The organism is Candidatus Saccharibacteria bacterium, from assembly GCA_016699895.1.
Lineage (GTDB): Bacteria > Patescibacteriota > Saccharimonadia > Saccharimonadales > Saccharimonadaceae.
The window spans coordinates 247,168-271,250 of record CP064991.1; the positions used below are offsets into that span (position 1 = coordinate 247,168).

General features: G+C 45.1%; 30 protein-coding genes, 1 tRNA gene and 1 pseudogene. 21 read left to right on the plus strand and 11 right to left on the minus strand.

The genetic code is table 11. From position 1 onward, the window contains the following. Nucleotides 1-159 precede the first annotated feature (159 nt). The 8 genes and pseudogenes from IPL44_01335 to IPL44_01370 all read right to left on the minus strand — a co-directional run bounded on the left by IPL44_01335 (nucleotide 160) and on the right by IPL44_01370 (nucleotide 6,482). A complete protein-coding gene (locus tag IPL44_01335) occupies nucleotides 160-792 on the minus strand; it encodes a hypothetical protein (GenBank protein QQS17667.1) in 633 nt (210 codons plus the stop codon). Next, nucleotides 701-1,477 (minus strand): annotated as a pseudogene (locus tag IPL44_01340) (DUF2142 domain-containing protein). Before IPL44_01340 ends, IPL44_01335 begins: the two are co-directional and overlap by 92 nt. A gap of 126 nt (nucleotides 1,478-1,603) precedes the next feature. After that, the gene (locus IPL44_01345) at nucleotides 1,604-2,008 is read right to left on the minus strand and encodes an EamA family transporter (protein ID QQS17668.1); all 405 of its coding nucleotides are present in this window, start codon (nucleotides 2,006-2,008) and stop codon (nucleotides 1,604-1,606) included. A gap of 41 nt (nucleotides 2,009-2,049) precedes the next feature. Continuing rightward, nucleotides 2,050-3,324: a glycosyltransferase family 4 protein gene (locus tag IPL44_01350; GenBank protein ID QQS17669.1), complete on the minus strand. Its 1,275-nt coding sequence runs from the start codon at nucleotides 3,322-3,324 to the stop codon at nucleotides 2,050-2,052. Further along, on the minus strand, nucleotides 3,308-4,159 hold the full coding sequence (locus IPL44_01355) for a sugar nucleotide-binding protein (protein ID QQS17670.1): 852 nt from the start codon (nucleotides 4,157-4,159) through the stop codon (nucleotides 3,308-3,310). The genes IPL44_01350 and IPL44_01355 overlap by 17 nt, the downstream gene beginning before the upstream one ends. Then, nucleotides 4,159-5,187, minus strand: a complete 1,029-nt coding sequence (locus IPL44_01360; GenBank protein ID QQS17671.1) for a polysaccharide biosynthesis protein — start codon at nucleotides 5,185-5,187, stop codon at nucleotides 4,159-4,161. Before IPL44_01360 ends, IPL44_01355 begins: the two co-directional genes overlap by 1 nt. A gap of 238 nt (nucleotides 5,188-5,425) precedes the next feature. Continuing rightward, the gene (locus IPL44_01365; GenBank protein ID QQS17672.1) at nucleotides 5,426-5,785 is read right to left on the minus strand and encodes a hypothetical protein; all 360 of its coding nucleotides are present in this window, start codon (nucleotides 5,783-5,785) and stop codon (nucleotides 5,426-5,428) included. 55 nt (nucleotides 5,786-5,840) lie between these two features. Continuing rightward, nucleotides 5,841-6,482, minus strand: a complete 642-nt coding sequence (locus tag IPL44_01370; GenBank protein ID QQS17673.1) for a glycosyltransferase family 2 protein — start codon at nucleotides 6,480-6,482, stop codon at nucleotides 5,841-5,843. Nucleotides 6,483-6,561: 79 nt separating this feature from the next. On the opposite strand from IPL44_01370, the gene IPL44_01375 reads away from it, so the two are divergent. The 3 genes from IPL44_01375 to IPL44_01385 all read left to right on the plus strand — a co-directional run bounded on the left by IPL44_01375 (nucleotide 6,562) and on the right by IPL44_01385 (nucleotide 9,107). Continuing rightward, nucleotides 6,562-6,708 (plus strand): hypothetical protein, encoded by a 147-nt coding sequence (locus IPL44_01375; protein ID QQS17674.1) that lies wholly within the window; start codon nucleotides 6,562-6,564, stop codon nucleotides 6,706-6,708. Nucleotides 6,709-6,832: 124 nt separating this feature from the next. Further along, the gene (locus IPL44_01380) at nucleotides 6,833-7,696 is read left to right on the plus strand and encodes a glycosyltransferase (GenBank protein ID QQS17675.1); all 864 of its coding nucleotides are present in this window, start codon (nucleotides 6,833-6,835) and stop codon (nucleotides 7,694-7,696) included. After that, nucleotides 7,680-9,107 carry an O-antigen ligase family protein gene (locus IPL44_01385; GenBank protein QQS17676.1) on the plus strand — a complete coding sequence of 476 codons (1,428 nt, stop codon included), beginning with the start codon at nucleotides 7,680-7,682 and terminating at the stop codon, nucleotides 9,105-9,107. The genes IPL44_01380 and IPL44_01385 overlap by 17 nt, the downstream gene beginning before the upstream one ends. Here the strand turns inward: IPL44_01385 and IPL44_01390 are convergent. Next, nucleotides 9,064-10,473, minus strand: a complete 1,410-nt coding sequence (locus tag IPL44_01390) for a sugar transferase (protein ID QQS17677.1) — start codon at nucleotides 10,471-10,473, stop codon at nucleotides 9,064-9,066. The genes IPL44_01385 and IPL44_01390 overlap by 44 nt on opposite strands. Before the next feature lie 58 nt (nucleotides 10,474-10,531). Here IPL44_01390 and IPL44_01395 point away from each other — a divergent pair, with 58 nt between their 5' ends. From IPL44_01395 to IPL44_01460, 14 genes are all read left to right on the plus strand, one after another. After that, the gene (locus tag IPL44_01395) at nucleotides 10,532-10,678 is read left to right on the plus strand and encodes a hypothetical protein (protein QQS17678.1); all 147 of its coding nucleotides are present in this window, start codon (nucleotides 10,532-10,534) and stop codon (nucleotides 10,676-10,678) included. Between the two features lie 284 nt (nucleotides 10,679-10,962). After that, complete coding sequence (locus tag IPL44_01400; protein ID QQS17679.1) at nucleotides 10,963-12,219, plus strand: LCP family protein; 1,257 nt, start codon at nucleotides 10,963-10,965, stop codon at nucleotides 12,217-12,219. A gap of 48 nt (nucleotides 12,220-12,267) precedes the next feature. Continuing rightward, nucleotides 12,268-12,342, plus strand: a tRNA-Asn gene (locus tag IPL44_01405). A gap of 943 nt (nucleotides 12,343-13,285) precedes the next feature. Next, nucleotides 13,286-13,546 carry an ATP-binding protein gene (locus tag IPL44_01410; GenBank protein ID QQS17680.1) on the plus strand — a complete coding sequence of 87 codons (261 nt, stop codon included), beginning with the start codon at nucleotides 13,286-13,288 and terminating at the stop codon, nucleotides 13,544-13,546. Further along, nucleotides 13,543-13,896: a hypothetical protein gene (locus IPL44_01415; GenBank protein QQS17681.1), complete on the plus strand. Its 354-nt coding sequence runs from the start codon at nucleotides 13,543-13,545 to the stop codon at nucleotides 13,894-13,896. Before IPL44_01410 ends, IPL44_01415 begins: the two co-directional genes overlap by 4 nt. Beyond that, entirely contained in the window at nucleotides 13,883-14,461 is a 579-nt protein-coding gene (locus IPL44_01420; protein QQS17682.1) for a hypothetical protein, read from the plus strand. Before IPL44_01415 ends, IPL44_01420 begins: the two co-directional genes overlap by 14 nt. A gap of 413 nt (nucleotides 14,462-14,874) precedes the next feature. Further along, the gene (locus IPL44_01425) at nucleotides 14,875-15,048 is read left to right on the plus strand and encodes a hypothetical protein (protein QQS17683.1); all 174 of its coding nucleotides are present in this window, start codon (nucleotides 14,875-14,877) and stop codon (nucleotides 15,046-15,048) included. A gap of 15 nt (nucleotides 15,049-15,063) precedes the next feature. Continuing rightward, a complete protein-coding gene (locus IPL44_01430; protein ID QQS17684.1) occupies nucleotides 15,064-15,270 on the plus strand; it encodes a CsbD family protein in 207 nt (68 codons plus the stop codon). 42 nt (nucleotides 15,271-15,312) lie between these two features. Continuing rightward, nucleotides 15,313-15,738, plus strand: coding sequence for a methionine-R-sulfoxide reductase (locus IPL44_01435; protein ID QQS17685.1), 426 nt, complete (start codon nucleotides 15,313-15,315; stop codon nucleotides 15,736-15,738). Beyond that, on the plus strand, nucleotides 15,722-16,507 hold the full coding sequence (locus tag IPL44_01440) for a hypothetical protein (protein ID QQS17686.1): 786 nt from the start codon (nucleotides 15,722-15,724) through the stop codon (nucleotides 16,505-16,507). Before IPL44_01435 ends, IPL44_01440 begins: the two co-directional genes overlap by 17 nt. Before the next feature lie 99 nt (nucleotides 16,508-16,606). Next, nucleotides 16,607-17,068 (plus strand): VOC family protein, encoded by a 462-nt coding sequence (locus IPL44_01445; protein ID QQS17797.1) that lies wholly within the window; start codon nucleotides 16,607-16,609, stop codon nucleotides 17,066-17,068. A 56-nt stretch (nucleotides 17,069-17,124) separates the two neighbouring features. After that, entirely contained in the window at nucleotides 17,125-17,358 is a 234-nt protein-coding gene (chaB, locus tag IPL44_01450) for a putative cation transport regulator ChaB (protein ID QQS17687.1), read from the plus strand. Then, nucleotides 17,337-17,897, plus strand: coding sequence for a DUF1697 domain-containing protein (locus IPL44_01455; protein ID QQS17688.1), 561 nt, complete (start codon nucleotides 17,337-17,339; stop codon nucleotides 17,895-17,897). Before chaB ends, IPL44_01455 begins: the two co-directional genes overlap by 22 nt. Before the next feature lie 24 nt (nucleotides 17,898-17,921). Continuing rightward, nucleotides 17,922-18,491: a DNA-3-methyladenine glycosylase gene (locus tag IPL44_01460; protein ID QQS17689.1), complete on the plus strand. Its 570-nt coding sequence runs from the start codon at nucleotides 17,922-17,924 to the stop codon at nucleotides 18,489-18,491. Nucleotides 18,492-18,511: 20 nt separating this feature from the next. Here IPL44_01460 and IPL44_01465 read toward each other — a convergent pair whose 3' ends face one another. Both IPL44_01465 and IPL44_01470 read right to left on the minus strand, forming a co-directional pair. Continuing rightward, nucleotides 18,512-18,979 (minus strand): tryptophan-rich sensory protein, encoded by a 468-nt coding sequence (locus tag IPL44_01465; GenBank protein ID QQS17690.1) that lies wholly within the window; start codon nucleotides 18,977-18,979, stop codon nucleotides 18,512-18,514. Then, entirely contained in the window at nucleotides 18,963-19,280 is a 318-nt protein-coding gene (locus IPL44_01470) for a YdeI/OmpD-associated family protein (protein ID QQS17691.1), read from the minus strand. Before IPL44_01470 ends, IPL44_01465 begins: the two co-directional genes overlap by 17 nt. A 66-nt stretch (nucleotides 19,281-19,346) precedes the next feature. On the opposite strand from IPL44_01470, the gene IPL44_01475 reads away from it, so the two are divergent. The 4 genes from IPL44_01475 to IPL44_01490 all read left to right on the plus strand — a co-directional run bounded on the left by IPL44_01475 (nucleotide 19,347) and on the right by IPL44_01490 (nucleotide 24,070). Then, a complete protein-coding gene (locus IPL44_01475) occupies nucleotides 19,347-19,790 on the plus strand; it encodes a hypothetical protein (GenBank protein ID QQS17692.1) in 444 nt (147 codons plus the stop codon). A gap of 76 nt (nucleotides 19,791-19,866) precedes the next feature. Beyond that, nucleotides 19,867-20,307 carry a MarR family transcriptional regulator gene (locus IPL44_01480; GenBank protein ID QQS17693.1) on the plus strand — a complete coding sequence of 147 codons (441 nt, stop codon included), beginning with the start codon at nucleotides 19,867-19,869 and terminating at the stop codon, nucleotides 20,305-20,307. Beyond that, on the plus strand, nucleotides 20,304-22,064 hold the full coding sequence (locus IPL44_01485; protein QQS17694.1) for an ABC transporter ATP-binding protein: 1,761 nt from the start codon (nucleotides 20,304-20,306) through the stop codon (nucleotides 22,062-22,064). The genes IPL44_01480 and IPL44_01485 overlap by 4 nt, the downstream gene beginning before the upstream one ends. Nucleotides 22,065-22,213: 149 nt before the next feature. Next, a complete protein-coding gene (locus IPL44_01490) occupies nucleotides 22,214-24,070 on the plus strand; it encodes an ABC transporter ATP-binding protein (GenBank protein ID QQS17798.1) in 1,857 nt (618 codons plus the stop codon). The last annotated feature ends 13 nt before the right edge of the window (nucleotides 24,071-24,083 follow it).

A 24,083-nucleotide genomic window follows, 5' to 3' on the forward strand; every position in this document is an offset into this window, starting at 1 on the left:
AAAAAACGAGCTTGCGAATAAACGTTCCGACAGAGGATCTAGTTTGGTGCGTAAAGTAGCTCATAAAGTAGCCCCCTATGTGCCCCCGCGACAAAGACAATTTATAAAGAGGGCTGCACGTCGTGTTCGGCGTGAGCTATCTAGACTAGGGAAGTAAACTTAGCCGAGCAGGCCGCCAAACATTCCCCATTGGTAGTTGAGAAGGATAACAAACACTGTAGCTGCGAGAGATAGGCAAGAGCCAATAATAACGACATTTCTAAATATTATTTCTTTTGTAATAAACACACGGGCAAATGGAATAGCAGCAAGCATAAACAAGGCCGGGTAATAGTATCGTATCTGAACACCCCTGATGATATTATCACCGTTTTGCATATATGATGCGGCTATGTGTATGGCCGCAAAGCTGGCTACTACAACCAATGACGCAACTGCGATGCTTGACCAACCAAATAATTTGCGCCATAGATTACTCATATTGAGCTTCGTTGTGTCTTTGGCATAGCCGACAAATAGATACATTATAATCATCGCGTTGACGAGGGTGACAATAACTGATGGAATAGCCGCCGCCCCACCTCCTCCGCTGCCATTATATAGAAAATCGTAACCTATCCAGCCGTAGAACATCGTTTTTATAAATGCGAACGGAAAAGTTAATATAGCGATAGGTGCAGAGTCTGGCTTCTCCATAACGTCACTCCCTACTGCCTTTTGCCACAGTACTGCAATCACTGCCGCCAAGGCTATGACGGTAGCCTTTTGCCAGATGTATTTTTCTTGCCCCATAAAACCAAAATAGCGGTAAAAATAATATGCCAGGTATCATTCCCTTGGGAAGAACCATCATAATCGCAGCAAGAGATGCAATTGCAAGTAACCACTTACTCTGTTTTTTGAGCTGTGCAGGAGCCAAATACATACTGCGTACGATAACTGCAATGAAGATAGATATAGCACCGTATAGCATATAGTCGCCACCAGGATTTGCAAAGTGGGATATTGAGTATGGAAGCAGGGCGATACCAACGAGCGCCCATTTTCTAACGGGCAATAGTTTTATAGCTACAACTATCATTGCAATATATGCAATCATGACAGATATGCGCATCATGTACAGCATGGCAACTATAGGCATATTGAATACTTTACCAATGAGAATAGCCACTGTTTGTGGTATATAGGTGGTGGGTGAATAGCTTGAAGCGGTAGTAATAACGCCCTCAGAGTTCGCCCTATCTAATGGCAGTGCAAAAGCGCACTTTAGGGATTCGGCTTTATTGCTTCCGTATGTGGTCGAGTCGTATTTGTAAAGTTGGCCAGGAATCGGTTTTGAGGTCTGTATGCAGCCGATGGTCTTTCGATAGCTTTGAGGTATTTGTACTTCCTCGTAACGTTTCACTGTGAGTTGCCCACGCGATATACCATATGCTCGGACGAAGTGAGCTTCTTCATCCCCTCCAGCGAATGGGGGGAGTCAGTACAATAATAAGACTACCAAAAAAACAGCAATGATCGAGAATACAATAGCTGGCGAAGAGATAATTTTACGCATATGCTCATTAATTATATCATTAATGGAAATTCCTGTCGTGCGATCTTATTTAGATTGAGTCGAGCGTTCTACTGACCTAGGAGTCGCTGTCTCTGGGGTTGGCGTGGTATTTAGAAGAATGACCCCACCAATAATCATTGCAATAGCTACTATTTTCATTGAGGTAAAATCTTCTTTGAATATGAAATAAGATGCAATAAATACTAGAATATATACAAGAGCTGTTGTTAGAGGGACTATGTATCCCAGGCTAAATTTGGAGACAAGAATGATGTAAAGCAAGAAACTTATTCCGTACGTCAGTATTCCTAGCATAGCTAGGATGCCCAGATTCCAAACAAGCTTGCCGTCAACAATTGATAAAAAGCCAGAGCCATTCGTTCCTAGTTTGAGAAGGACGAGACCGCCTGCGGTGGTCAATACGTAAGCTGCTATTAGTAGTTTGTCCATAGATTTATTATAAGTTATCAATACGGTGAATGTCTAGAGGATTAATTATCCGGATATTCTGAGTCGGGAGTCCGTCTGTTATTAATAGTGAAGTCTATTAGTCTGGTAAGATTATATTCTCGCTCAAAATGCTCGAAGTAGTACTTCTTACCGTTTTGTCCCATTTGATTCCTTTTCTTAACAGGCATTGTGACAAGCCTTTTTATTGCATTTGCTAGACCTTGGATGTCTCCCGAGTCAACACAAATACCGCAGTTTGCGTACTCATTTATAAGGCGTTGACCCTCACCATCCATAGCGGCGATGATGGGTTTGCCAGCAGGCATGTAGGAATATACTTTTGCGGGAATGCCATATTCAAATAGAGGGCTTTTCGACAATGCTACGATAGTTGCGTCGGCGATTGACTGATATTTTGGTACTTCGGTGACAGGCTTGAGCCCCTCGAATACGAATTGCTCATCGAGTCCGAGCTTGTGCACTTCCGTCTCGAGCCACTTACGTGACATGCCGTCGCCCAGGATGATGTATCGAACGTCTGCCGGTACTTTTTCTTTTGCTATCTTGGCGGCTTGTGTTACTATATCGAAACATTGTGCGGGGTTGATGTTACCCGCAAAAACGATATTGAAGGTAGCAGCAAACCGTTTTTCGAGCTCTTTATCGTGAGCTTCTGCTTCGTATATTTTCTCTGGAGCCTGAGGGATGTAGAGTGTCTTTTCCTTTGCTATCCCTACCTCGCTAACAAATCGTTCCTGCATACCTTTGAAGACGCCAATAATTCCGTCTGATCGGCGATAATGCCAATATGAGAAGCGAGTGATAATTTTCCGCAGGAAAGGACTCTTGATGTCAAGCATTGAGAATAGGCTATGTGGCCAAAAGTCGCAGACATAAAAGTAAAGAGGCTTACGCTTAAGCTTTGCCAGCAGGATCGCCGGAAGGGACATAAAAACCGGTGAAAGTTGGTAGGCTAGGACCCGGTCGTACTTCTTAAAGAGAAAGAAGGGTACGTAAAATAATGCAAAAAAAGGAAAGGAAATGAAGTTGATGAAAATGCGGAAATTTGAATTGTTGCCGCGAGGTATCTCAGGGATGCGTGTGATCTTTACGCCGTTGCGTATCTCGGTCTTTTTCTTAAAAAAACCATACCCCTCAAAGAACTTGCCGGCCGGATAGTTTGGAGTGCCGCACAAGACCTCTACCTTGTATCCTCGCTCTACCAGGCCTTCTGCGATGTCGGTGATACGAAATGTTTCCGGCCAGTAGTGCTGGCCGACGATGAGAATTCGTTCAGACTTATCGGTAGTGGGCATAGAAATCCTGATGGCTCTCGATCCATTGTTTCATTTCTGTGAGCATCACTTCATAGGACGGGACGGTATAGTCGAAGTCGGTGCGGGTAGTAATAAGTGTTTTGTCCGAAACAGTTGATGTTTCGGGCTCGACTGTAATATCGTTACGATCAAATACGGTGACGAAGAGCTTCAGCAGCTCATATTTTGAAATGTGAGTATTAGGCACAAGGTGATAAAGACCGGTCAACTTCTGCTCTATAGCAGCGTTTATTCCTTTAGCTAGCTCAATTGTTGTGATACCGTTCCACAGGGCTTTCTGATAACCATTGATTTTACCTGTCTGGGCGTAGAACCAGTTGAACAGCCCAATGCCTTTTTGTTGCATATCAGGACCGATGATAGACATACGGAACGTCAGATCTTTGTCATTGATGATTTCGCCTAACGCCTTGGAGCGGTCGTAGTAGATCTCACCGTCGTATGGCGAATCCTCACGGTCTGGCGCATGCTTGCCAGAGAAGACACAGTCGGTACTAAGATGTATCACTCGTGTCGGTTCGTCTCGGTAGAAGCGCTCTAGAAAGTGAGGCAGGTAGCTATTGAGATAGGCGGCAAGATCCTTGCGTGATTCGCTCTGCTGGATAAGTATGCCGATGCAGTTGATGACGATATCAAATGTATTGTTTTCGAGATACTCTCGGAGGCGGGCGGTGTTTGTAGCATCGAGAAGCGTGGTAGCACCATTGAGTTTATTGCTCGCTGAGACAGTGTTGACGATATGGCCCTGTTCGGACAAACACGTTGCAATAACATGTCCGGCCATACCGCCGCCACCGAGAACGAGAACTTTCACTATGATTGGACCCCTACTTTACCCTTCAGTTCTTGCTTGACGTAGTCGACGGTGAGGAGTTTCTTGATCGTTCCGTCAACATCAAGGCGGATAGTGTTATGAGAGGTGTATTCTTCAGCGTTGGTCAGCTTCTTGTCGCCATCCTCAAGGTATTTTTCGTAATTGAGGTCGCGGTTGTCGGCTGGGATGCGATAGTAGTCACCCATGTCTTCTGACTTGGCCTTTTCTTCGCGGGTCATGAGTGTCTCATGGGCTTTTTCGCCGTGACGCGTGCCAATAACCCTGATCTTGGAGTCTGACTTGAACAGTTCTTTGAGGGCTTCGGCAAGCGTACCAACCGTGCTGGCTGGGGCCTTCTGGATGAAGAGATCCCCTTGGTTGGCGTGCTTGAAGGCAAAGACGACCAGCTCGACTGCTTCATCAAGATTCATTAAAAAGCGAGTCATTTCAGGGTCGGTAATAGTGATTGACTTGCCGGCCTTCATCTGTTCGACAAAGACTGGGATGACTGAGCCGCGTGATGCCATGACGTTGCCATAGCGGGTACAGCAGATGACGGTCTGTTTAGGATCAGTATTGCGGGCTTTAGCGATGATGACTTTTTCCATCATGGCCTTTGACGTGCCCATGGCATTGATCGGATACGCAGCCTTATCAGTCGAAAGGCATACGATACGCTTAACTCCTGCGTCGATAGCAGCGCTCAGGAGATTGTCGGTACCAACGACATTTGTGCGTACTGCTTCCATGGGGAAGAACTCGCATGATGGTACTTGCTTGAGAGCGGCAGCGTGAAAGATGTAGTCGACGCCCTTGACAGCCTCGCGGACACTCTCGGGATTGCGAACATCGCCGATATAAAACTTCAGTTTGTCGTCGTTATAATGTTTGCGCATATCGTCTTGTTTCTTTTCGTCACGCGAGAATATGCGAATTTCCTTGATATCGGTATCAAGGAAACGTTTCAAAACAGCATTCCCAAATGAGCCTGTTCCACCCGTAATTAAAAGAGTCTTACCTTTGAACATCCTATCTCCTCGCATGTTATTTACTGGGGATTATTATAGCATCAATATAGTTTTTTTATCAACTGTGCGAATAGCTATATAGAGCCTAGTTTCTGAGACAAACACTCACTTAGTAGATTTTTCAGACGGGTGATATAGCTTAAGACAAGGCGTAGGCAGGACACCTCAGTATTATCGAAAAGCAGCCCTAATTGTTTTTCAGTATAGATGGACCGCACAGAATGCACTTTCGCATCATTTATTTTTTATATTTGTCTGATAGCTGTATAGAGAGCTCTCGGTGCAAATCGCGTAGGCGCTTTTCGGTTTGATCGGCGCGCTGGCGTTGATTGTTGACAATGTAGATCAGAAAGATGATAGCGGTTATCTCGACAATGTCGAATAGGCTGAGCTCGTGGGAGTCGAGTGGCGCGCGCCCATTCATAATATTGTAGACAGGGAATGATCCGACAATGATGATTAGCGCACCTAGCCAAATGATAATTTGATGGCGAAAGCGGCCTATGCTAACTTTTTTTAGTTTATACTGCGTAATTATATTAATCAACGCTAGCAAAATAATCGGTACGTTCAGCAGGATTAGGGCAAAATATCTCATTCGAAAAACTCCACTAATCGTTGCTTGAATAGGCGTTTGACGATGTTGATGCCGTTCAGTTGTTTTGACCTTTACCTTTGGAATAGTCGGTATAGATAGCCTGGATCGGGAATTCATCGATGGTTAATCCAATCTGTTTGGCGCGCCATAGCATTTCAGAGCAAAATTCATAACCAGTAGTTCGCCAATCGAGCATTTCTATAGCGCGACGCGAGTAAATACGCAGACCCGACTGTGAGTCAGTAGAATTGATGCCGAATAGGATATAGGTAATGATACCGAGACCTTTGTTACCGATGATTTTAGTTTTTGACATACCCTCGCTATTAATGAGACGGCTGCCGATCAGTAGATCGGCATTGTCACGATTGAGCTGTGCGATTCCTGCTAGGACATCTTTGGGGGCGTGTTGACCGTCAGCGTCCATGGTGGCAGCGATATCGTAGCCATTTTGCCGTGCGTAGGCTAGCCCGGTTAGTGTGGCGCCGCCTGCGCCAGAGTTTAGAATATGGTTGACGACAGTTGCTCCACCTTTTGCAGCCTCTATCGCAGTAGTGTCTTTTGAGCCGTCGTCTATCACCACGATATCGATCGAAAAATCTTTTGCCTTTGCAAATGCTTTGTTCGCCTGACGGATAACGTCGGCAATAACTGGCGCTTCGTTATAGGCGGGGACAATTACACATACGCGTTTCATTAGATATATTATAGCATTATTCGTGCGGTGTTATCGCTGTAGCATAGTATTGTCGGCGTCTCTGGGGTAAAATAGTAGTATGAAGGTACAGAAAACGGCAATCGTCTGTGACTGGCTGACTGAGATCGGCGGTGGCGAGAAGGTTATTTTGGCCGTTCACGAAATGTTCCCCGGAGGCCCCTATTTATACGTCGCAGTATCGGCCAAAGCGCGCCACGTGGTTTAACGATTGCGATGTCAGAACCGGATGGCTCAATTGGCTGCCGCAGTGGACGAGGCGCTTCACGCCATTTTTGCGGCAATGGTATTTTAATCGACTCGACCTGTCCGATTATGATTTAGTAATTTCGGTGACTGGTGCCGAAGCGAAAGGTGTCCGGACAGGGCCCGGCACACTCCATATTAGCTATATGCATGCGCCGACACAGTATTATTGGACGCTCTATGATCAATATATGGCGCACCCTGGGTTTGGAGTGTTGGATCCCCTGGTTCGGCTGGGTTTGAAGCTACTCGTCAAGCCGCTTCGCAAACGGGACTATGCGGCAGCACAGCGACCAGATGTCGTTGTGTCGATCTCGAGCTATATACAATCGGAGATACAAAAGCACTACCATCGAGACAGCGTTATTATTGCGCCAACTGTTGCGGTCACAGAGATCCAGCGACTGGTGGCCGAGCGTAAAGCACCTTCCGGGCGTAAAGGATATATTATTTCCGGACGACAGGTTAGTTGGAAACGGGTTGATCTGGCAATTGGGGCTTGTATCAAACTAAACAAACAACTATTGGTAGTTGGCGATGGTCCAGAACATGCGCAGTTGGTCGAACAGGCTCGCGGCCATGACAATATCAGGTTCCTACCGCGTTATAACGGAGTTGGCGAAATCGTCGAACATTTTGCGGGCGCCAAAGCGTTTTTATTCCCGAGTCTAGAGCCATTTGGGATTGTGCCGGTCGAGGCGCTGGCTGCTGGAACGCCAGTCGTAGCATTACGAAAGGGCGGCGCACTGGATTTTATAAAGGATGGCCGGAACGGCGTATTTTTTGACGAGCAGACGGTTGATAGTCTGGCCGCGGCAATTCGTCGGATCGATACGATGTCGTTTGATGCATCGTCGGTCAGCCGTTCGTCCGAAAAATTTTCAGAAGACAATTTCAAAAAACAATTGTACGATCTAGTGCAAAAGGCGAGCAATGAATCGAACCAGTAAAATTAGCGGTTGGTTGGGACTGACTGGCCTAAAAACCGATCTATTTGAAAAGTTGTTATTACTAGCACCGATCGTCGTGTGGTTTTCCTATTACCCACGCCTTGATTTCGGAGCTGACAATACGATGTATTTCAAACTTACTGTGCCACTGGTCTATGTGTTAATTTTATCAATCGTTGGACTGCCTAGGATCTGGCGCGGTCGATCGGAACTAATGCGACAACCGGCGGTCTGGCTAGTGATCGGTTTTATATTGTGGCAGGCTGTTAGTTTACTATGGACGCCTAATGTACTCCGTGGGGTGCTGACATTCGGCATCAGCGGGATGTTGGGACTCGTCTTTGCCGCCTGTTTGGCGTCGGTATCTAGAATCAAGAAACTATTACCGACACTCGCTAAACTTTATATTGTTACGGCGCTGATCATGGGCTGCCTGGCGATTTTGCAGCTATTTTTGGGTGTGTGGCTGTCGAGGCAAGACACGCTGCTCTGTGCTGGGTGTGTGGCGGATCAATTTGGCTTTGTGCGCCCCAATGTGTTTGCCATTGAGCCGCAGTTCTTTGGCAGTATGCTGCTAGTTCCTATGTTGATCCTAGTCCATGTATCGATGAGCAAGCAACAAAGTTGGCGCGTGTGGCTGTCGCTAGGCTTCTTGTCCACGGTGCTCGTGTTGACGCTGAGTCGAGGCGCGATATTTGCATTTTTGGTAGGCGTAATCGTGCTAGTGGCGGTTTATTATCGGCATCCAAAGCGCATTATGATGAGTGTCGCTACTATCGTGGTAGGTGGCGTGATGGCCTTGGCGCTACAAGGAACGGCCGCGGTAATGAATGGGAAATATGATCAGACCTTTGGCGAGGCGGTGGCAAAGAGTCTGAATCAGTTGTCGCTCGGATTGATTGACGTGCGGCAGGTGGGCGGCAGAGACGTGCCGGAATCTATATATGATGCAGTTGAGTATCCAATAGCCGTTCAAGAGTCAGACGGTGAGAAACCGGCGTATGATGGCTATGTGGCCGAGTCAACAGATATCAGGGTCAATCTGTCGCGATTGGCGCTAGATGCGTGGCGGGAAACACCGTTTCGGATGCTAGCTGGTGTTGGTTTGGGTGGTGCAGGTGTCGCAATGGCTGAATCGGCCGGGCATAATGATCGCCGCGAAATTGTCCAAAATGAATATGTCGAAATATTGCTAGAACGTGGCATTATTGGGCTAGCGCTATTCTTGACTATGTTAGGCGGCATCATGTACGTAACGAGGCGACAGAAATGGGTCTGGGGAATTTTAGCTGCCTTTATGGCGCAATGGGCGTTCTTTAGCGGATATCCGAGCGCACTCCATATTTATTTGACGTTGATACTATTCGTTATGTATTGCTACGATCAGCGATCACTTGCCACGCGGTCTTGAGCAAAATCTGGATGTCGAGCGGGAATGACCAGTTCTGTACGTAATAGACGTCGAGTTTGCGGCGCTGTTCCCACGGCAGGTCGCGTCGACCAGACACCTGGGCCAGCCCAGTGATACCAGATTTGACGTTGAGAATAGCGTGTTTTTTCTCGTAGGCATTGATTTCCTGGGGGATGAGTGCACGCGGTCCAACGAGACTGATATCGCCTAGTAGAACATTGAATAACTGAGGCAGTTCATCCAGCGAGGTTTTTCGTGAGAAGTTTCCCCAAGCACCGTATCGTGGGTCATTAGGTAATTGGTCACCACCGTCGCGGTATGGTTTGATGAGTTCGGGTCGACCCATCTTGCGAAAGCCTTCTTCGGGGGTGAGACCATTATAATCATTGATAACCGTTTGAAATTTATACAGTTCGAATGGCTGATTGCCGCGAGTGATCCGTGTTTGGTGGAAAAATACTTTGCCAAGCACCATTTTGTTGATGATGGCAACGATCAGGAATAGCGGAGACAGAATAATGAGTGCGATGAGACTCACGATAATATCAAACCCTCGTTTAAATACGCGTCCCCAGCCGAGCAGAGCTGTTTGTTGTACTGACATCATCGGTATGCCGTCCATAAATAATTCGAGCTCGACACGTTCTGGCAAATCACTGATCTCGCTCGGTACGAATTTGAACTCGACGAAATTCTTTTGCGCATACTCTAGCAAATCGCGATCTATTACCGGCTGATCGGCCGTGGCTACCTGGATAATAATATTGGGATTATGACTGCGCAAGGCGGAGGCGATATCTTTGTGTGTCGTAAATTTCATTCGACCATCACCGATGACGCTGTGAATCTTGTAATTATTGTTTTGTTGGCTGACGTAATCGACAATATCTTTGGCGGTGGAGTTGCTACCGACAATCATGACATATTGATATTCACCAAGGTTTTTTCGTTGACGCAAATAGCGGAGGAGGTATAGTGTACCACGTGCAACGCAGAGGAATATAACGCTAAAGATCAAACCATAAATCGGTACTAATTTAGCTGGGAAAATCGGCTGATTGCTAAAATAGTCGACAGTCACCATGAATAACATTGCGCCGAGAGCGCCCGATAGCAGTCGACCAGCCTGGGCGAGTACCTTTTGTGGTACTGATCGATAGGTGCCAATCAGACTGAACCAAATAATAACAAACGGCAGTAATGTGAGCACTGCATAGAGGTATGGCCGTGCCAAAACAACATCTGCAGTAGGAACATCACTGATTTTAACACGAATAACATAGGCCAGGACATAGGCGCCGACTACTGCTAGCGCATCGCCTACAATCAAGAAAAGTTTGAATTTCAGAGAAGCTCTATCTCGCATAGCTATAATCATAACATATTTGTCGCGGGGCCATAAATCTGGTAAAATTGACAGGTTAATGGATAAAAAACGACAATCGATTGATGGGTTCACATTACGACGACGTGACGACGCGTTATCAGGCAACGGCGCTAATCGGCGAGCTTTTATTGATACCACCAATCCTTCACAAAAGGTCGACAGCCAACGCCTCATCATACGCTAGATAGACAACCTCTGTCGGTAGCCGCGAGGCCAAAGCCGCAACCACATCAACAGATACAACCTGCAGATCTTGATACTGAAATTACAGAGACGCTGAACGATCTTGGCCCGAGCAATGAAACAGTTGCCGTCTCATCAGAGCCAGCCAAACGTCGCCATGTAAAAAAAGACAAAAAGCTCAAAAGAGACAAAAAAGCCAAAGACAAGTCAAAAAAAGGCAAACGACGTTATATTAAATGGGCGGGAATCGGACTCGCTGCTATTTTGGTGATCGTAGGAGGGTTTTTGGTCTATCGCTTCCTAGTAGCTGGCGGCAAGATCTTTAAAGGCAACATACTCGACGCATTCACATCAAAGGCAAAATTGCTCGAGGATGAAAATGGTCGCACGAACATCCTGATTTTTGGTACCAGCGGTTATACAATGAGCGAAAATGCCTGGGATGGGGCATTTTTGACTGACTCGATCATGGTACTCAGCGTTGATCAGGACAAACACAATGCCTACATGATCAGCCTACCACGTGATCTCTATGTCAAACGAACCTGTAAAGCCCTCGGTACGACGGCTGGTAAATTAAATGAGTCGTATTATTGCGGTTATACAGATAACAAGAGTAGCTCGGAGGCGGGCGCCAAAGCACTGCAGGACAAGGCCGGCGAGATTCTGGGACTAGATATTCAATATTACGTACATGCCGACTGGACCGCGCTAGTCAATACGGTTGACGCCGTAGGTGGCGTGGATGTCATGATCGAGAGTGATGATTCGCGTGGCATCTACGACGTCGCAACCAAAGTGAAATACCCGAATGGTGAAGCGCATTTGAATGGTGAGCGTGCATTGGCACTGGCCCGTTCGCGCAATAGCCACGGTGGTTACGGTCTAGCTGGCGGTAATTTTGACCGCGAAATGTATCAGCAAAAGATCCTGGCAGCTCTCCGGGAAAAGGCGCTCAGTATCGGCACGCTGGCAAACCCAGTCACCGTTAACTCGCTGATTGAGGCGCTCGGCGATAATCTACAGACTAGTTTCAAGAGTTCGGAAATTCAAACCTTGATTGACCTAGCGTCAAATATCAAATCAGATTCGATCATTTCATTGCCGCTCGTTGGCCGAACTGACGGTAACGACCTGATGACGACCGGTATGATCAACTCTATGAGCGTAGTCATTCCGACCGCTGGGACGTATAATTACTCCGATATCCAGGAATATGTCAGCGAGAATTTGACGAGCGATCCTGTGAAACGTGAGGCGGCAGTTATCGATGTGTTGAATGGCTCTGGAACGTACGGTCTGGCCCAGAAAAAGGCCGACGATCTAAAGAACGCTGGGTATAAAATTGGCGCTATCACGAATGCGCCAGAGACCAGTGACGTAGCGGTAACTATTTACCAGCTAGACAAAGATAAATCAGCCACTGCAGAGGCACTTGAATCCAAATACGGCGTCAAGGTCAAAGACGGCAAACTGTCCGGCTATACTGCCAAAGACGATGTGGCTTTCGTGATCGTATTTGGCGCGAGCGATACGAATTAGTTCTCACCTTGACGGTAGTAGATAAAATCGCTATAATTGCTGCTGTGTTCCGGAGTAGCGCAGCGGTAGCGCAGTTGGCTGTTAACCAATTGGTCGCCGGTTCGAATCCGGCCTCCGGAGCCAAGTGTTCTACTTTTTGTAGGATTGAAACTTAAGCGCAGATAGATTAGAATTTTGAATGTTTAATTTAAGTAATGTACTTAACGAATAGGATAAATGATGATAATAAGCAATACTTCAATAAACTAAAACTGGTAACACTTTATTTTAAACTCTTATTTGTGAGCCAGAGCATATATTTTACAGGCTATCCAGTAAGCATTCACGTTACTGGATTGCCTGTTTTATTTTTTTGTTATAGTGAATATGTCAAATGATGAAAAAACAAAAAAGATCCAGCAAGCCACAATGTAACGCCGGTATCGACGCATAAAAGCATCCCTTATCGACTATCTAGTCATCTTAATCTGGATGGCAATCATAGGGCTAATAGGGTTTACACTTTCTCTAATCAGGCGGATATCCTGATTATCTTGGGAGCTTTTGGGCCTGATAGGCGCACAAATTATATTCTTTTTGTACTAACATTTCCGGTAGGTATATATCTATACGTTAGCGAGGTGGGCACTCGTCACGCAACGATTGGAAAGATCAAAATTGGTATGCGAGTGGTCACATTGGAAGGAGGGGCACCATCGAAAATAAGTATTTTTACTGCGAACTATCGTGAAGCTATTGCCACTGGGAAGTAGCCCATACATTTATATGGCAGATGCAATATGTTTTCTACCAATCTGGATATGAAGCAGATGTACCTATATGGATTTTTGCCGGTTTGAATGTATCTATGATTTTGGTAATTATCTATGTAGCTATGATTGCTTTGCGACAAGACGGTAGAGCGCCGCATGATCTCGTAGCTGGTACGCGTGTCGACTTACGTTAGTCTTGCCTTACTGTTGTTGTCCGTGACCTGTAAGCGGAGCCATGAAAAACGTCAGACCAAATGGTCTGGCACTTTTCATTTCTGGTGTTTTTATTGTGTCAGAGGTATACTATTGATAGTATGCACAGACTTATCGAGAATCTAGACACTGAATTTAAGAGCTGCGAGAACGGAGTTCTACCTGACAGCCTGTGGCAGCATATGAGCGCTTTTGCAAACACGCGTGGTGGCAAGGTTTTACTAGGTGTAAGTGATGATGGTCAGGAGATAGAGCTAAGCCGTGAAATTTTAGACAAACTACAGAAAGATGTTTCAACCTTAATTAGTAACGATAAGTTCAACAGGCCAATTTCTGTTAATATCGAGTGTAATGGGGCATGATCGAGCTTAATATCAAAGAATCTCCGTTTTACGATAAGCCAATCTTTAGCAAGAAAGTTGGCGAGAAAAAAGTGTATATACGCCAAGGAGCAACAACGGTTCTAGCTACTGATGAACAGAAAAAGAGTATGTTTGCCGGTGCCAGCGGAGGCGGCGAAAATCAACCAGTCAATGGCAACATTAAAGAATTAGTTGACGACACCAAAGTTGATGAATATATATCAAAAACCGGTCTAGCTGGTATTGACGGCCTGAACACAGAAACTAAACTTACTAAATTAAAAGCGTTAAGAGAAGACAAATTAACTGTATTTGGCCTAATTAGTTTCGGGATGAATGAGAAAAATTGACGAGACGCTAAACAATGTATATATAGACTTTAGATATTTTGCTGGGGCAAGCAAAGTCGGAGACGATTTAACGAAAATTTATAATGAAAGAAAAGAATTTCATGGCGATATAAAAAAGCAATTTGCAGAGGCATTTGAGCATATAAAGTCAAAATTACCAGTAGAAGGTACTTTAAATGAAGAAACTGGCTTACGCGAGGATCAATATATTTTACCAGAGGCTGCCTTACGGGAAGCATTAGCAAATGCTATTGCGCATCGAGACTATTCAGTGTCAAGCTCTTGCGTCAATGTAGATCTATATTCTGATAGAATTGAGCTATCTAATCCCGGAGAAAGCTTGGTCGCAATCGATGACTTAGATAAGACAGACTCTAAGGCAAGAAACCCTAATCTAATGGAGATGTTAAAAGTATTTAAGGTTACAGATAAAAGTGCACGTGGGATCTTAACAATAAAGCAGGCTGCTAGGAATAAAGGCTTACTAGATCCGCTGTTCGAAAACGTTTCTGGTAGTTTTAAAGCCACGCTATTTTTTTTCTTCTCCACACTCAAGCAAAGATAAAGAGTGGGTAAAAAATATAGCTGACCTGTACTCTTTAAAAGATACTCAACAAAATGCTTTAGTGCATATTAAAAATCATGGCAGTATATCCAACAGAGAATATTGTGATGTTAATCATATGACTAGTGTATACGATGACCGTAAAGCACGACGTGAACTTAGTGAGATGATAGAATATAAAATTATTAAGGTCGAAGGTAAGGGACCGGGCACTAAGTACGTTTTAAATAACTAGGCTATCCGGACAATATCCGGACGGACATAATTTACCCCTGTTAATAGTAATCTATCCGGACAATATCCGGACAATATCCGGACAAGTCAAACTGCTCTATTAAACCAAACTAAAATACAAGCAGTTAAATAACACTCTCTGTTACTAGGAAATTGAGCATCGGGGCTTTCCTTTTAGGATGATTACCATTAACTACTACCCGGATGCTGAGCTGACGATTACGCTGTATCGAACAGGCGGTCGAGGTTCGACGATTTTTGTAAATTATCTGATTTATTTAGCTGCCGTCACTGGGGCGGTAGCCCTGACGAAGAAACTATCATCTGCTATAATAGGTGTACGTAACCAGTAACGAAAGGAGTATTCCATGAGTGGACTAGGTGACAAACTTGAAGGGTCGGCAAAAGAGGCTGTCGGTAAGGTAACAGGCGATGAAAAACTTGAAGCAAAAGGCAAGCTAGAACAGATTACCGGTAATCTGAAAGATAAAGCCGAAGAGATCGGGGACCAGGTTGGCAAAAAGTCAACGATGTACTCGACAAGGTCAGGGGACAAGACCGACTCCGGCAACTAGGACGCTATATGGCAACTTATAGGCTTACAAGCAGTTATTTTAATGTCGGTTCGTGGATGTACTGCGGAGATAGGCATGATAAAGTTACATAATCTCAATGACGAAGAGAATTGTGTCATAATCGGCAAGGGAACTGAACTGCCATTTAGCGGAACATTGCTTGACGAACGAAGACCTGGGATATTTGTCTGTCGTCAATGCGACGCTCCATTATATCGATCACAAGATAAGTTTGACTCGCACTGCGGTTGGCCGAGTTTTGACGATGAAATACCGGGCGCTGTGAAACGAGTGCTCGATACTGATGGTCAGCGTACAGAGATTACCTGTGCGAACTGCGGCGGGCACTTGGGCCATGTATTTGAGGGTGAGTATTTGACGCCGAAGAACGTGCGTCATTGCGTGAACTCGGTTTCGCTGAGGTTTGTTGAACAAGAGAATGGGATAAAACATGCAACGACTACTTAGGAATTATAGGATATTTTTGTGGGCGTTATTCGCGGCGCTCTTGGTATTGCCAATCAAGTATGCCATGCACTATTTCGGTTTTGAATTTATCGAACAGACGTCGCTTCATAATAGCGTGGTATCGAGTGCCATATTCGTTCTCGGTTTTGTCCTGTCGACCGCGATAGCGGATTACAAAGAGAGTGAGCGTATCCCGGCAGAATTTGCCTCGAACATAGAGGATATGTATAATGACGCCAAAGACACCCATAAATACTACCCAGAGTTTAATCTCGATCATTTTCGACACAGCCTTCTCGATGTTCTCAGGGCATTTCGCGAAGGAACGCGCATAAATCGCAAAAAGGCGCGGAGAGAGATTGCCCAGCTACAGGTATCGTTCATGGAAATGGAGCGAGCAGGTGTGCCGCCAAATTTTGTCGTTAAACTAAAGACCCAGCAGACTCAGCTGATGCGCAACTTATTTCGGGTGAATTATATTCAGCGTATACAATTTATTCCATCGGCATTCTTTTTGATAAGGGCGATTGTCGTTCTCATTATTGGACTGTTGGTATGTACCAATATCGATCCCTTTTATGGCGGACTGTTTATTGTCGGGGTCATCACCTTTATTATGGTGTATATTCTCCTATTGATTCAGCATATCAGCGTCCCATTCCGAGGGAAAGGTGAGACTAGAGATGATGTGAGTCTGTTTCTTTTGCGGGAAGCAAAGAACTATCTGGTGTCGGAGGGAAAAGAACATAATGCCAAACGACAACGCTAAAGCAATAAGCGAGAGAGCTTTTATTACACGTAGTATAATAATTCAATAAGGATTATTTCCTGGTATTCACTATCACAAAATACTCAAGAAAGGAGTATAATCATGCAAAAGATAACCCCCAATTTATGGTTCAACGGCAATGCGCGGGAAGCGGCCGAGTTTTACGTATCAGTATTTCCCGATGGTAGGATCGTATCAACCGAGTACTACCCAGATAGTGCCGAAGAAGGCCTAGCTGACTTTCAACTAGATATGGCTGGCAAGCCTCTGACGGTTGAATTTGAGATTGGCGGCACGCGTTACGTAGCGATTAACGCAGGTCCAGAGTTTACTTTTAGCGAATCAGTGTCATTTGCCGTTAACTGCAAAGATCAGGCAGAGATCGATTACTATTGGGAAAAGCTGTCGGCTGTGCCAGAGTCGGAACAGTGCGGCTGGTGCAAAGACAAATTTGGTCTGAGCTGGCAAATTGTACCAGAAAACATGAATGAGCTGATGAAAAAACCAGGTGCATATAAAACGCTCATGAATCAACACAAGATCATAGTAGCCGAATATTAGCCTAGATTATAAATCGTGTAGCTATATAAGACGAAAGTCAAAGCAAGGAGGTAATTATGCCGTACAAATCAAACGCGGACCTACCAGACAACGTAACAAATGTATTACCAAAACATGCCCAGGATATTTTTCGCGAGGCGTTTAATAGCGCTTACGATGAATATAAGGACCCCGAAGATCGCAGAGGTGATGCGGATCGAGAGGAAACGGCGCGTCGGGTAGCTTGGGCGGCAGTAAAGAACAAATACGAAAAAGGCGACGATGGTAAATGGCATCCATTAACCAAATGATGAAATACGTAGCGCTACTGAGAGGGATCAATATTGGTGGGAACCATAGAGTGCCAAAAGACGAGTTTCGTCATGTATTAGAGGGTCTGGGATTTCGTGACGTGGTGATTTATATTAATTCCGGCAACGCGGTATTTACTAGTGATAATGCAGTGCAGTCAGGCAAGGTGCGAGCGGCGCTCGAGAAACATTTTGGATTCGATATTCCTACGCTGGTGATATCAGGGGATAAGATACGAGCGATCGCTAACGCTATCCCGGCTGATTGGACCAACGACTCACCAAAACCTGATAAATCCGGCCAGAAGTCAGATGTCCTCTATTTATTTGATGAAATCAATACGCCGGATATATTAGAAAAACTCGGCCACAATCCTGACATCGAAACTATGATATACGTCGATGGGGCGGTTATAGCGAATATTACCCGTTCCAATCAGTTGAAAGGTAGCTTACAAAAACTGATTGGCAGTAGTCTTTATGGCAAAATAACTATTCGCAACATCAACACCGCCAAGAAGCTCGCAGAACTTGTTTAGAAGGTATGAGACAATATTTATAATATGAAGGAAAGTTTTTTATGGCTTGATGTACCGGCAGAAATAGCAGCAAGACGGCTGCTCGGTTGTGAATTGGTACGTGAACTAGATGGTCGAGAGATTCGCGTGCGGATCGTTGAAACTGAAGCTTATGATCAAACAGATGAGGCTAGTCACACATTTAATGGACGGAGCAAGCGCAATGAGGCGATGTTCAAAAGCGCCGGGCATTTATATGTTTATTTTACCTATGGTATGCACCATTGCCTAAACATAGTGTGCGGACAAGAAGGGGTTGGTTCCGGCGTATTGATCCGCGCCGTTGAGCCAGTTGATGGGACTGATGTCATCGAGTATCGACGCGGCATGAGCGGTGTTAATGTCACAAATGGCCCTGGTAAAATCTGTGCAGCCCTCGATATCAATCGAGCTTTCAGTGGTCACGATCTCACTAAGTCGCCAATTAGACTTATAAAGAAACCGGAACTTCCAGATAATGAAATTACAGTTGGCGAGCGTATTGGCATCTCAAAAGCTGTGCATGAACTGCGTCGATTTTATATTACCGGTAATGCTTATATATCAAAAAAGTGAGAATGTAGCAGAGATCACTCTTAGTTCAGTACTGCTACGCCAATATTGAGATACGTTGCGAAACATACCCATGTTAGGTAGGGAACTAATAGCCAAAATGCTGCCGGAGCAAGTGCACGGAATTTTTTCATAGTCATAATAATTGAGGCGATTAGAGCAATAATGATCACAGCTGCGATCCACTGCTGGTGCAAACCGAAAAAGACAATTGACCAGAGCGTATTTAATGTTAATTGTACGCCAAACCACGTATAAGCACGTTTCTTCTCACTGGCTTTGTGTAAAATAATCAATGCCAGAGAAACACCCATTAGAATATATAGCAATGTCCATACTGGTCCGAATAATTCATTTGGGGGTAGTAATGGCGGTTTGTCGAGCTGAGCATACCACGAGGGAATATTTGGTATAGTTGCGATAGAGCCGATACCGCCTGCAATTAATGAGACGAAAATAGAAAAGGCAAAGATACTAATTTTCTTTGACATATGTTTTGACCTTTTTACCTAAAATACCACGAACTGACGGGCTAATCTCTTTGTCGGTGCGATGGATGCAGCCCATCCAGCAACAGGGTCGACGAATACCCTCTTTGAGCTCGCTTACGACTCTACTAACATGTTCGTCGCGAGTTTTTTGCTGCTTTGGTGTGATAGTCCAGCAAATCCACTCGTTGCGAGCTAGGGGCGTAATGTCCGACCAGGCAGCCAGAGCTTCTTTGTCTCTCGATAGAGCTTTTGCTAGATCGCTCGGAACGTTGTTATGGACGGTGCCAGCTGGTAATTTCATATAGTATATAGTGTACCTCCTCTCGCTTCGTAGTACAATAGAATCATATATCGAGAAGGAGGGCTCATGGCAAATTCGGTAAAAAGTATGTCAAAACGATCGGTCTGGACAATAACTCTGGCGGGTATTGGCGCTCTCATTGCTGTAGTCATAGCATGGGTCTTCATGAATCCTGGCACTAATGTTACAAACTTTACTGAGTGCAAAGCTGCGAGTGGACGAGTGATGGAAACGTATCCCGAGCAATGTTCGTTTAATGGAAAAACCTATACTAACGAGTCTCAATCTCTACCCAAAGAAAACAAGCCTGAAGGCGACGAGAAAGCCTATATTGGGCTCGGCGAACAGGCCGCATTGAACAAAGCTCGTTCTGAAAACGTACCAGCTCGAGTTGTAGAGCGCGATGGCGAACCGTTGCCAGCTGATATGTCATTCGTCGAAGGGCGATTAAATTTCTATATCGAGGACGGTGTAGTGGTTGACGTTGTAGTCGAAAAATCCGGACAATAGGTAGTAGCGGTTTATTATATTTAATTCAAAAATAGTTGACACGAAATAGTTTAGCTGCTAAACTATCTGCTGAATTATGAATCGCGAACAACATATCGAAGCAATATTCAAGAATTTCCACGCCATCAAGCGAGCCTATTCTCACGGTAGCCGGTTTTCTCACCGGCACTTTGGCGTGACTATGACCCAAGCATCAGTTTTAATGCTATTGATGCACGAAGGACGCAAAACCATGAGTGAGGTAGCGCTGGCTCTAGGTGTATCAAAAAGCGCTGCGACGCAGCTCCTAGACAGCTTGATTGAGCAAGGCTTTGTCGAGCGGACACAGGATGAAAAAGATCGACGGGTTGCTTATGTTGAATTATCGCGCAATGGGCTCCGACACTTTAGACGTGTTCGTCGCGGTGGTGCAAGGCAAATAACACAACTATTTGATCTGTTAACCGACGAGGAACTACAGCAAATAGAAACTATAACTGCAAAATTAGTAAATAGAACAAAGGAAATTCAACGATGATGAAATTATTTAAGTACCTAAAACCATATATATGGCTGATAATACCATTAGTAATTTTAACGTACCTACAAGTTATGGCAAACTTGCAGCTGCCGGATTATATGGCAAAGATTATTAACGAAGGCATTATCACCGAGGATATGCATGCTATCTATGTAAATGGCGGTCTCATGCTACTAATTACGCTAGGCGGTGGCATTGCAGCAGTTGGAGTAGGTTATCTAGCGGCTCGCATTGCTACCAGTTTTGCACGTGATATTCGACAAAAAGTTTTTGAAAAAGTCGAGAGTTTTTCTATAGCCGAATTTAACAAATTCTCTACTGCCTCATTAATCACCCGTTCAACAAACGATATTCAGCAAATTCAGACAGTCACAGTTATGATTTTTAGGTTAGTGCTAATGGCGCCATTTATGGCAATTGGCGCCCTTCAAAATGCTATTCAGAACGCACCTGAACTTAGTTGGATTATAGCCGTTTCGGTCGTGGCTCTACTAGCGGTTATTATTTTCCTATTCATATTTGCCCTGCCCAAATTCAAAGCTCTCCAGAAAATGGTCGATAGATTAAATCTTGTGACGCGTGAGAATCTGACAGGTCTGCGCGTGGTGCGAGCCTTTAATAATGAAAAAGTTGAGGAGAAAAAGTTTGATGCCGCTAACCGAGATTTGATGAAACTCAATCTATTTGTTAATCGCCTGATGATTATCTTGCAGCCATTTATGATGTTACTCATGAACATTGCCCTAGTCCTCATTGTTTGGTTTGGCGCACAATTGGTGAGCAGCGGCACAACAGAAATAGGTAACATGATGGCGTTCATGCAGTACGCTACTCAGGTCATCATGTCGTTTTTGATGATTTCAATCATTTTTATTATGGTTCCACGCGCATCGGTTTCGGCCAAGCGCGTCAGCGAAGTTATTGACACTGAACCAACGATTCATGATCCAAAATATCCGAAAAAGCCGAGTCACGATGGTCACGGTAGAGTTGAATTTCGTGATGTGACCTTTACCTATCCGGATGCCGACAGCCCGGTACTATCGGGAATCAGTTTTACGGCCGAACCGGGACAGACTACAGCGTTTATCGGTAGTACTGGCAGCGGTAAATCGACGCTTATCAGTTTAATACCTCGTTTTTATGATGTATCAGCTGGTCAGGTGTTAGTTGATGGTGTCGATGTGCGGGACTTGCGCCTCAAAGATCTTTACGGACAGATTGGGTACGTGCCACAAAAAGGCGTGTTGTTTTCGGGAACCGTCAAAAGTAACATTGCCTATGGCAATGCCAAAGCCTCGGATACAGATGTAAACCAAGCTGCTAAAACTGCGCAAGCCAGCGAATTCATCAAAAAGTTAGATGGCGGTATCGATAGCGACATCGCCCAAGGCGGCTCGAATGTGTCAGGTGGGCAAAAGCAACGCCTGTCGATCGCCCGGGCGCTCGCCGTCAAGCCAAAGATCTATATTTTTGATGATTCGTTCTCGGCGCTTGATTTCAAAACTGATGCGGCGCTCAGAAAAGCATTAGAAGCTGAGACCAAAGACAGAACGGTGTTGATCGTCGGACAGCGTATTAGCACCATAATGAATGCCGATAAGATTATTGTGTTAGACGAAGGTAAGATTGTCGGTCAAGGTACACACCGTGAACTAATGAAACAGAGCAAAGTATATAAGGAAATCGCCTATTCTCAGCTATCAGACGAGGAGCTCGCTGCCATTGAAACAAATGGAAAGGAGACCAAGTAATGGAAAAGAAAACCGAATCTCAATCTCATCGTTCGCGTGGTTTTGGTGGATTTGGTGGCGGCCCGGTCAGTGCACCTGTCGAAAAAGCTCGTGATTTCAAAGGCACCATTAAAAAACTGGCAAGCCATTTAAAGCCATATTGGTGGCAGATGACGGTGGTTTTGGTGTTTGTTATCGCTAGCACCGCATTTGCAATCGCCAGTCCAAAAATTATGGGTCATGCCACAAACCACATAGTTGATGACTATGTCAGTATGAAGACCTACGATACCATTATGGAAAAACTGCCTGATGGTACTACGTTGCCCAAAGGCACGACTGGCGCAGATATTATCAACCGTATGTCAGCGTCAGATCTCGCTAAAATCCCCAGCAGCCAGCTAGATTCAATCAAGTCGCTTGATCTCAGTGCACGCCCAAGTTTTCATTTTGATGCTATCCGCGATATCGTGATCTTACTGCTCGGCCTCTACCTATTGAGCGCGCTGTTTAGTTATATCCAAGGCTGGATCATGACCAACATCACCCAGAAAGTGACATACAACTTGCGCCGTGATATTTCTAGTAAAATCAATCGCCTACCGCTCAGTTATTTCGATAAACGGACATATGGCGAGGTTCTCAGTCGGGTGACTAACGATGTCGATACTATTTCACAGACGCTCAATCAAAGTTTGTCTCAAATTGTTACGTCGGTCGTTATGATTATTGGCATCACTGCTATGATGGTTTCAATTAGCTGGGTACTGACGCTTATTATTATACTGGTTCTACCTATTAGTTTTATATTTATTAGGATAATTACAAAGAGGTCCCAGGTGCAATTTGTGCGTCAGCAGGAACTGCTGGGTAACATTAATGGGCATGTCGAGGAAATGTATGCTGGACATCAAGTGATGCGCGTCTTTAACGGCGAAAAAGCCTCTGTCGCAAAATTCAATGCCATTAATGACAAACTGTACCATAGTGCCTGGCGAGCTCAGTTCTTTTCTGGATTGATGTTTCCATTGATGAACCTCATTGGTAATTTGGGGTATGTTGGTGTTACTGTTGTGGGCGGATGGCTAGCCATTAATGGTCATATCAAAATTGGCGATATCCAAGCTTTTATCCAGTACGTACAACAGTTCAATCAACCGATTACACAAACGGCTAATGTAGCAAACGTGTTGCAGTCGACCGCAGCAGCGGCAGAGCGTGTATTTGAGTTCCTCGATGAGACAGAGCAGTCTGCCGACGCTTTGAACCCTACCAATATCGAAGATATCAAGGGTCAAGTTGTATTCGATAATGTCGTGTTTGGGTATGATCCGAAAAAGCCGGTGATTAAAGGTCTCTCCGCGACGATCGAACCAGGCCATCGGATTGCGATTGTCGGTCCAACTGGTGCCGGCAAGACGACGCTGGTGAATCTATTGATGCGCTTTTACGAAGTCGGCAGCGGCGACATTACGATTGATGGCGTTAGTATTAAAAATATGAAACGCGAAGACGTGCGCCAGCTATTTGGCATGGTGTTGCAGGATACTTGGCTATTTAGTGGTACGATTCGTGACAATATCACCTATGGCGCTCCGGAGGCAACCGAGGATCAAATGATCGCCACCGCCAAAGAAGCGCATGTTGATCACTTTGTCCATTCGTTGCCGGGAGGTTACGACATGGAATTGAACGAGGAGGCCAATAATATTTCCCAGGGCGAGAAACAGCTGCTGACGATCGCTCGGGCGATGCTCGCTAAAACGCCGATGTTGATACTGGACGAAGCTACCAGCTCGGTCGATACACGTACCGAAGTGCTGATTCAAAAAGCCATGGATAACCTCATGAAGAATAAAACGAGTTTTGTGATTGCCCATCGGCTATCAACCATTCGCGATGCTGATCTCATCCTGGTCATGAAAGATGGCAACGTGATCGAGCAGGGCGATCATCATTCCTTGATGCAACAAAACGGTTTTTATGCCGGTCTATACAACAGCCAATTTGCCGGTGCCACAGAATAACTGCTAGAATAGA